Source organism: Roseateles sp. P5_B10 (assembly GCF_056400485.1).
The window spans coordinates 1-7208 of record NZ_JBFULE010000225.1 but is presented as its reverse complement, the minus strand read 5'-3'; the positions used below and the strand labels follow the sequence as shown (position 1 = coordinate 7208).

Here is a 7208-nt window from a genome sequence, read left to right as displayed (position 1 = left end):
GGAAATCGCCACCGGCAGCGCGGACCTGTCCCAGCGCACTGAAGAGCAGGCCTCCAATCTGGAGGAGACCGCTTCGTCGATGGAGGAGCTCACGGCCACCGTTCAGCGCAGCGCTGCGTCCGCGCGTGAGGCCGCTGCATTGGCTGGTGCCGCCAGCAAGGTGGCGACGCGAGGCGGCGCGGTCGTCTCGGAGGTGGTCTCGACCATGGGGAACATCAGTGCCAGCTCGCGCAAGATTGCCGACATCACCGGCGTGATCGACGGCATCGCCTTTCAGACCAATATCCTGGCCCTGAACGCCGCCGTCGAGGCTGCGCGAGCGGGCGAGCATGGCCGCGGATTCGCGGTTGTTGCGGGCGAGGTGCGCACGTTGGCACAGCGCGCCGCGACCGCGGCCAAGGAAATCAAGGTATTGATCGGCGAGAGCGTGGAGCGGGTGGATGCCGGCGTGCGGCTCGTCGAAGGTGCAGGCGTGACGATGGAAGAGATCGTGCGCAACGTGCAGCAGGTCGCGACGCTGATTGCAGAGATCGGCGCCGCCGCGGACCAGCAGAGCGTTGGCATCGGAGAGGTCAGCAACGCCGTGAACCAGCTGGATCAGGTGACCCAGCAGAACGCGGCGCTGGTGGAGGAATCGGCGGCTGCCGCGGACAGCCTGAGTCAGCAGGCGCGGCGCCTGACCGAGGTGGTTGGCGTGTTCAAGCTTGGAACTGGGCAGTGAGCGCGTAACGACTGAGGATCGGCAAGCGGGCCCCGTCCGCGACCGCTCAGGTGCGCGACCGGTACCTGCAGCGCCATGTTCGCAGCCCTACTTCTTCCGGTTGCCGCCGCTGAGGTCACTTGCCGGTTGCCCGGCCTTGCCTTGCTGCTCCTGCGTGGCTTTGATGAAGGGCTGCGCCATCTCCAGGGCGTAGCTGAGTTCCACCTTTTGCATCACGCTTTCCTTGTCGACCGTCCACTCCTTGAAGGGCGCGTCGGGCACGGGGTCGCGGCGCATCTCGGCGAGGATGTCGCCACGGGTTACGCCTGCGTTGAGGCGACCCTGCCACTGCCTGGCCCATTGAGCCATGGGCTCATCGCGCATGTTCTGTACTAGCGAAACGAGAGTCTGGTGTGCCTCGTCTGCATTGGCGGCATAGGCGTAGGCCAGCGCTGCGGAACGCGCGAGCGCGTCGACTTCGCGCGCGGTCTGCCAGGCCGAGATGACACCCTGCAGCGCAGCACTGTCTGGGGCATCCGTGGCGGCCACTTCGGTCTTGAAGACGGCCAAGGCAGCTTCCGGTGATTGCGGATTCAAGCCGCGGGCGCGCTGCAGATGGCCCTGGGCGGCCTGGAGATAGGCGCGCCTGGCATCACCCTCGTTGCGCTCGGCCAGGCGCAGATTAGCCATGCCCAACAGATACCGGGCCTCGAAGTTGGCGTCATCCCCTTGCAGGACGGCATTCAGCGCCGGCAAGGCTTCCTGCGGGTTCCCCCAGTCGATCTGCGCCCGGCTCAAGGTGAGGCGGGCCAGGTCGTCGTTCGGGAACTGCACCGCCAGGCCGGCGACCTTCTTCAGCAGCGCCTCTCCGGTTGGCCGGTTCGGGCACGCCTTCAAGGCGGCATCCGCCAGCACGAATTCGCCCGCCGCGCGGGGCAGCGCATGGAACCTCAGCCGTGCAGCCGGAAGGGATGGTTGTGCCACCCGCAGGGCCTCCATGCCCCGAAGGCCATACCGCCACATCACCGCGCTGATCTCGGATGCCTTGACGTTGTAGGCCCGTTCGAAGGCCGTCGTCGGGGAAGCGCCGCGGTCCACGAGCCCGAGATACCGGTTCAGGCGCTTGCGCCTGTCTTCCGTTGACAGCATGTAGTGCGTCAACAGCCAGGACTTCGCCTCGAACTCCAGGCGCACGCCCGCGTCGCCGGCGTAGTTGTGGGCGTTGGCGAGCCGGTGTTGCAGGACGTCGTCGTATTCGAGGCTGTACCTTCGGCCGTCATCGATGAACTTCAGGTAGCGGGCGATGGCTTTCGGTGTGCGACCCACCACCATCTGCTTTTCCGAGAACCGCACTGCGGAGAAGTACTGCGCGAAGCCATCGATGAACGACGTCGGGGTGCGGATGTCCGTATGGCGATAGAGAAAGTGCCGCGCATACGCCTCGAAGACATAGGACAGCGTGTCGTTCAGCGGGGACTTGTCGAGCTGCTCGTCGCGGAGGCTGGGGACGCGTTCCAGATGCACCCCGAACCCCTGGACGCCGGAGGTGCAGCTGCTGTACAGGCCCACGGCATCGGCCGGCACGCTGGCGTCGATCTCACCCAGGGCAGAGGCGCGGCTGTGGTAGTACAGCGTCAGCTTGGGTTCCGGCTGTTCGGCCTGGCGCAGGGGCTGGGTGTAGATGCGCAGCAGATGGTCGAGCTTCTCCAGGTTGTCCAGCAGCTGGGTGACGTCTTCCTGGCTGGCGTCGGAGTACACGACGAAGCGCTGGCTTTCGGCCCGGAACCACGCGGAGAGGTCGCCCCTCTTGCCGGCCACCACCACGCGCGGTTCCAGATTCGTCGGGCCGGATTGCTGGGCGCCAGCGGAGCAGGCCGACAGCAGACAGAGGGCGGCAGCGAGCGTGTTCGCCCAGGGTCCGTTGCGCATGGGAAATTCCTTTTCGATGTGTGAGAGGGAGTGAGACGCCGCGGGTCCGATTTTCATCGTCAGGGCGCGGTCGGAGTCACTGGCGCAGCTGTCTTTACTCGACTTCGCGTGTGTACGAAGGTCTGGTTAGCGACGGTAGAGAAGGGTGGCGCCAGGCGGTGACCCTCAAGGCGTGCACAGGAACGGTTTCGCCGCTGTTGCCGCGACCGTGGGGGCCGTCTCCATTTGGGCAACCAGCTTTGGCAGGGCCTGCGCCAATGCGGCGCGATCTTGCGCGGTGTCGCGGCGCAGCGTGACGCTGTCGTTGTCACCGAGGACGAAGTTGCCGATGTACATGGCACGACCTGCAGGCAGCAGGAATGCCTGGTCCTTCGCTGCGAACCTGCCGCCGTTGAAGGCGCTGTAGACGTAGTGGCCCGGGGGCACGTCAAAGGCGAAGAAACGAGTCGGGCCTGGGACGCCGGGCGCGCCGGCCTCGATCCGGTTGTACGAAAAGCAATTGCCCGTGATCTTCTGCTGGGTCACGTCGTACTGGTCCAGGACCACCCCGAACCGTTCGAAGCGCCACGGGCGATCAACCGTGACGCCGACCACGGCGATGGCGCGCTCACCGTGCGGATCCAGCGCCGCGCCGTCGTAGGGCTTGGCTGCGTTGATCACGCATCCCGTCAACCAGCCGGTCGCGGCGAGGGCGAGCCAGCGGGTCGCGTGGCGTTGTCGACGCGTCATGGGGCCTTCGGCTCGATGTGCAGGATGACGCGCTGGTAGCGGGTGAGGGCGGGTGTGCCTTTGTCGGTGACCTGCACGATGACGTGGGCGGTGGCCGGCGCGTCCACCTCGGGTGTGCGCAGGCCGATGCGGGCTTGAACCTCGGTGCCCAGCGGCAGCGGGGCTTTCAGCGTGCCGGCCTCGGGGTAGGCCAGCCACAGGAAGCTCAGGCTGTCGCCGTCGGGGTCGCTGCTGGGACTGGCGTCGAGGGTGACCCAGTCGCCGCCGCGTACATGCAGCTCGGTGGCATGGGCCAGGCGCACGACCGGCGCGTGGTTGGCCTCGGCGGGCGGGCGCGTCGTCCACAGCATGCGGGCGGCGAAGTCGTTCTGGATGGCCTCGCGCCAGCGCCACAGCGTCACGAGCGCATCGTTGAACTCACGCTCCCCGGCCTTGACGGGGCGGCCGTAAGCTGCAGGAACAACGGGCCGGAAGCGATCCACGGCATTGGTCCAGATCGGGCGCGTCTCGGTCTCGACGGGCACGCCGCCGGTGAAGCCGTCCGGGTCGGTGTCCTCGCGGCGCGGCGTGTACTGCTCGTAGCGCCCGCCCCAGCCGCCCCAGTTCGGGTGCTCGGGCGCGTTCAGGCCGTTGGGAATGAGGCCGAGGAAGGAGGGCGTGTCGCCCTCCATGCCGTAGGCGATGTCCGGGTAGGCGGCGCCCAGCGGGCCGTGGCCCTGCTGGATGTTGCGGACGATCCAGGCGTTGCTGACGTGCTGGTTGTCGATGCCCTCGATCTCGCGGTGGATCGCGGCCCAGGTGGGGCGCGCATAGCTGCCGGGGCTGACGATGTAGAAGAGGCCCGGGAACTCGCGGCGCAGCCAGGCACCGCTGTCGTCCTGGTCCGAGATGGTGTAGACGCGCAGGCGGCTGACCGCCGCGTCGACGGCTGCTTTCGGGTGCGTATGGCGCAGGCTGTGCAGGGCCTGCGCCAGCGTGTTGGCACCACCCCAGACGCTGACCCACAGCGGGCGCGGATCGGGGCGTTCGAGCTCACGCAGCAGCAGCTCGGAGCCGGGGCTGTCGCGCCCGTCACCGATGGCCTGCAGGCCGTAGCCGGGCTGGCCCGTCACGACGCGCGCCAGCAACTGCGCGGCATCGGGGTAGGCGCGGTCGTGCTGGCGCAGCCGGGGCAGCACCTGGGCGTAGCGCTGGATCACCCGTTTGATCGACTCGGGATGCACGCCCTGCTTCATGTGCACCGAGGTCGTGGCCACGAGGCCGCGCAGCTCGATGTCGTTGGCATAGAGCAGCAGCCGCACGAGGGACTGCGTGTCGTCGGGCTCGTTCTCGATGTCGGTGAGGACGACGAGGCGCGGTTTGACGAGTGGTGGTTCGGCCACGGCGATGCCCGGCAGGGCGAGCAGGCCGATCAGCAGGGTGATGCAGAGTCTGAGCACCGGTCCAGGCCTCAGCGGAACAGGCGCTGCGAGAAGTGGAAGAGGTTCTCGGCCCAGCTCTCGCGGTCATGGCCGGACTCGTCCACGTTCCACAGGTGCGGGATGCCGCGCTCCTTCAGCGCGCGGTGCACGGTCTGTGAGACGTTGATCAGGCCGTCCTTGTTGCCGCAGGACAGGTAGAGCAGCGCGAGCTGGCGCCGCGCGGCGGCAGGGTCGGGCAGCAGTTCGGTGGCCGGCTTGGTATTGGGTGCGGAGGAGAACCCGCCCACTGACGCAAAGGTGTCGAGGTGGGCCAGGCCGAAGTTCAGCGACTGGCCGCCGCCCATCGACAGGCCGGCCAGCGCACGGTGCTGGCGGTCTGCCAGCGTCGGGTACTTGGCGTCGACCGCCGGGATCAGGAACTCGATCAGGTCGCGCTCGAACTTGGCAAACCCGGCCGCGTTCTCCGCCGTGAACACGCGGTCCGCGGGCGGCGAGCTGTCGTCGGGCAGCGCGCGGCCATTGGGCATGACGACGATCATCGGCAGCGCCTTGCCGTCGGCAATCAGGTTGTCCAGGACGGTGTTGGCCCGCACATAGCCTTGCCATTCGTGCTGGTTGCCGCCGATGCCGTGCAGCAGGTAGAGCACCGGGTAGCGCTGCTGCGCCGAGTAGCCGGGCGGCAGGTAGACGACGGCCAAGCGCCGCGTGCCGGTGACGCCGGAGGCGTAGCTCAGCTCCTCGATGCGCCCCGGCGCCACGCCGGCGCGCGGGTCGGCGAAGCCGGCGGACGGCGCGGGGAAGGCACGCACGTCGTCGGCGGCGAGGGTGATCGGGCGGCCAAAGTTGGCGCGCGCCCGATCAGGCGTGACGGTCTCGACGCCTTGCGCCGGAGCGGCGGTGGCGAGTGCCAACAGGGCGATGGTGGCCAGGGTCTTGGTGTATTGCATTTGGAGTGCTTGTTTCCGAAGTGATCAACCCTTGCGGCCGCGCCGCCAAGTGTCGACCACCTGTTTTGCCAGCGCGTCGGCCTCGCGTTGCTGCGCGGCGGTGAGGGGTGCCGACGGGTTCATCTGTGATACCGCATCGATTACCTTTTCCATCCCCTTTGCCATGCCCGGAATTTGCTCTTCCGTGATCTGCAGATAGGCATTCTTATAGCCGCTACGTTGTGTCGGCGTAATGCCCAGGTCGCGCGCCATATCGCCCGATGCCATGGCAAACGACATCAATGTGTTGCGATCACCCGCCAGCGCAGCTTTGCGCACATCGGCCTGCAGCCTGGCGAGCAGCGCCGGGTCCGCCTTGTCCTTGGCGTCGGGAGCCTGCAGAGATTGCAGATAGGCCATCGCCGCTCCTGCAGCACCGCCCTCATAGGCTTTTTGCAGGAGCTCACCGCTGCGCGCCAGCGTGGCGGCGTCGAAGACCTGGCAGCGACGCTGCTCGCGCTGGGCGTTGGTGATCGTCTCGTTGCTCACGCCCTCCTCGCCGCCCATGTCCTTGAGCGCCTTCTTGACATTGGCTGGCATCAGGTCCGGTTGATCGCGGAGGGCGAAGAGGGCTTCCGGGACCTTGGACATCATTGAGCAATGCTGAAGCGTCTGGGCCGCTTTCAGCGCATCCTCCGCAGTCCCGCCGTTCAGGCCCAGCTGCACCTTGCGCAGCGACTCGGTCGGCGATTCGCCTTCGGGCGGTGCTGCGACATTGGCGCGACCGGGCAGCACGGGCCTGCTCGCGGCAGGCGTCGGTACTGCCTGGACCGCGACGGCTGCGGCGCTGGCTGCTTCGGCTGGTGTTGCGAGCGCTGCGGGCATTACGGGCGCCGAAGCCTGCACGGCAACCGGTGCTTCGCCGGCCGGCTTGTGACCGTACAGCCAGGCAGCGGCGCCGCCGGCAAGCAGCAGCACCGCGGCGCCCACCGCATTGCGCGTTCGGTGGCTGGCCTGATCCTTCTGTGTCTTCTTCATCTTGTGTTCTCCCTGGGACCGTCGAATGTCGCCGTGCCTACTGCGGGGCCGAGGCGGCTGCGGCTGCGGCCGGCGGGCGCCCGAGCAGCCGGCGGGGGATGTACTGGTAGTCCTTGCCGTCCGGCTTCTTCCAACCCAGGATCAGCGCGAGACCGTAGCCAGGCCCCTGGAAGTAGCGCACACGGAAATTACGCAGGCCCTTGGCCAGCTTCACGGTTTCCATCARCGGATAAGCCGCATGGATGCCGTCGTTGTTGATCACCTCCACGTCATCGATGGTCAGGATGGCCCCGTCGTCAGACAGCAGCATGAGGTCCATGGTGAGGTCCTGCGGCATATTGACGGTGAAGCGGATGTCCAGCCCGAACCATTCGTTCATGTCCAGGCCAGGGAAGCCCTCGCGGTGGTCGGCCGGCGTGAGGACGAGCGGGGCCAGGCGCACGGGCTTGATGGGTTTGCGGCGGC

Annotated in this window: 7 protein-coding genes; 1 reads left to right on the top strand and 6 read right to left on the bottom strand. The window is 67.5% G+C overall.

The features are described 5' to 3' along the window. A partial coding sequence (locus tag AC1DU6_RS15075) for a methyl-accepting chemotaxis protein (RefSeq protein ID WP_477858036.1) occupies window positions 1-721 on the top strand: 721 nt, incomplete at its 5' end. 87 nt (window positions 722-808) lie between these two features. On the opposite strand, the gene AC1DU6_RS15070 is transcribed toward AC1DU6_RS15075, so the two are convergent. From AC1DU6_RS15070 to AC1DU6_RS15045, 6 genes are all read right to left on the bottom strand, one after another. Further along, window positions 809-2524 (bottom strand): tetratricopeptide repeat protein, encoded by a 1716-nt coding sequence (locus AC1DU6_RS15070; RefSeq protein ID WP_477858034.1) that lies wholly within the window; start codon window positions 2522-2524, stop codon window positions 809-811. 270 nt (window positions 2525-2794) lie between these two features. After that, on the bottom strand, window positions 2795-3358 hold the full coding sequence (locus tag AC1DU6_RS15065) for a hypothetical protein (protein WP_457324293.1): 564 nt from the start codon (window positions 3356-3358) through the stop codon (window positions 2795-2797). Continuing rightward, window positions 3355-4797 (bottom strand): DUF1593 domain-containing protein, encoded by a 1443-nt coding sequence (locus AC1DU6_RS15060; RefSeq protein WP_457324292.1) that lies wholly within the window; start codon window positions 4795-4797, stop codon window positions 3355-3357. Before AC1DU6_RS15060 ends, AC1DU6_RS15065 begins: the two co-directional genes overlap by 4 nt. A gap of 11 nt (window positions 4798-4808) precedes the next feature. Next, window positions 4809-5726: an alpha/beta hydrolase gene (locus AC1DU6_RS15055; protein WP_457324291.1), complete on the bottom strand. Its 918-nt coding sequence runs from the start codon at window positions 5724-5726 to the stop codon at window positions 4809-4811. A 24-nt stretch (window positions 5727-5750) separates the two neighbouring features. Then, window positions 5751-6743 carry a hypothetical protein gene (locus AC1DU6_RS15050; RefSeq protein ID WP_457324290.1) on the bottom strand — a complete coding sequence of 331 codons (993 nt, stop codon included), beginning with the start codon at window positions 6741-6743 and terminating at the stop codon, window positions 5751-5753. Window positions 6744-6780: 37 nt separating this feature from the next. Continuing rightward, window positions 6781-7208: PA14 domain-containing protein (locus tag AC1DU6_RS15045; RefSeq protein ID WP_477858031.1), on the bottom strand; the 428-nt coding region annotated here is incomplete at its 5' end.

What these genes read in the sequence shown, in the direction of transcription:
- AC1DU6_RS15065 (WP_457324293.1), bottom strand. Translation starts at nt 3,358, where the DNA reads ATGACGCGTCGACAACGCCACGCGACCCGCTGGCTCGCCCTCGCCGCG.
- AC1DU6_RS15055 (WP_457324291.1), bottom strand. Translation starts at nt 5,726, where the DNA reads ATGCAATACACCAAGACCCTGGCCACCATCGCCCTGTTGGCACTCGCC.
- AC1DU6_RS15050 (WP_457324290.1), bottom strand. Translation starts at nt 6,743, where the DNA reads ATGAAGAAGACACAGAAGGATCAGGCCAGCCACCGAACGCGCAATGCG.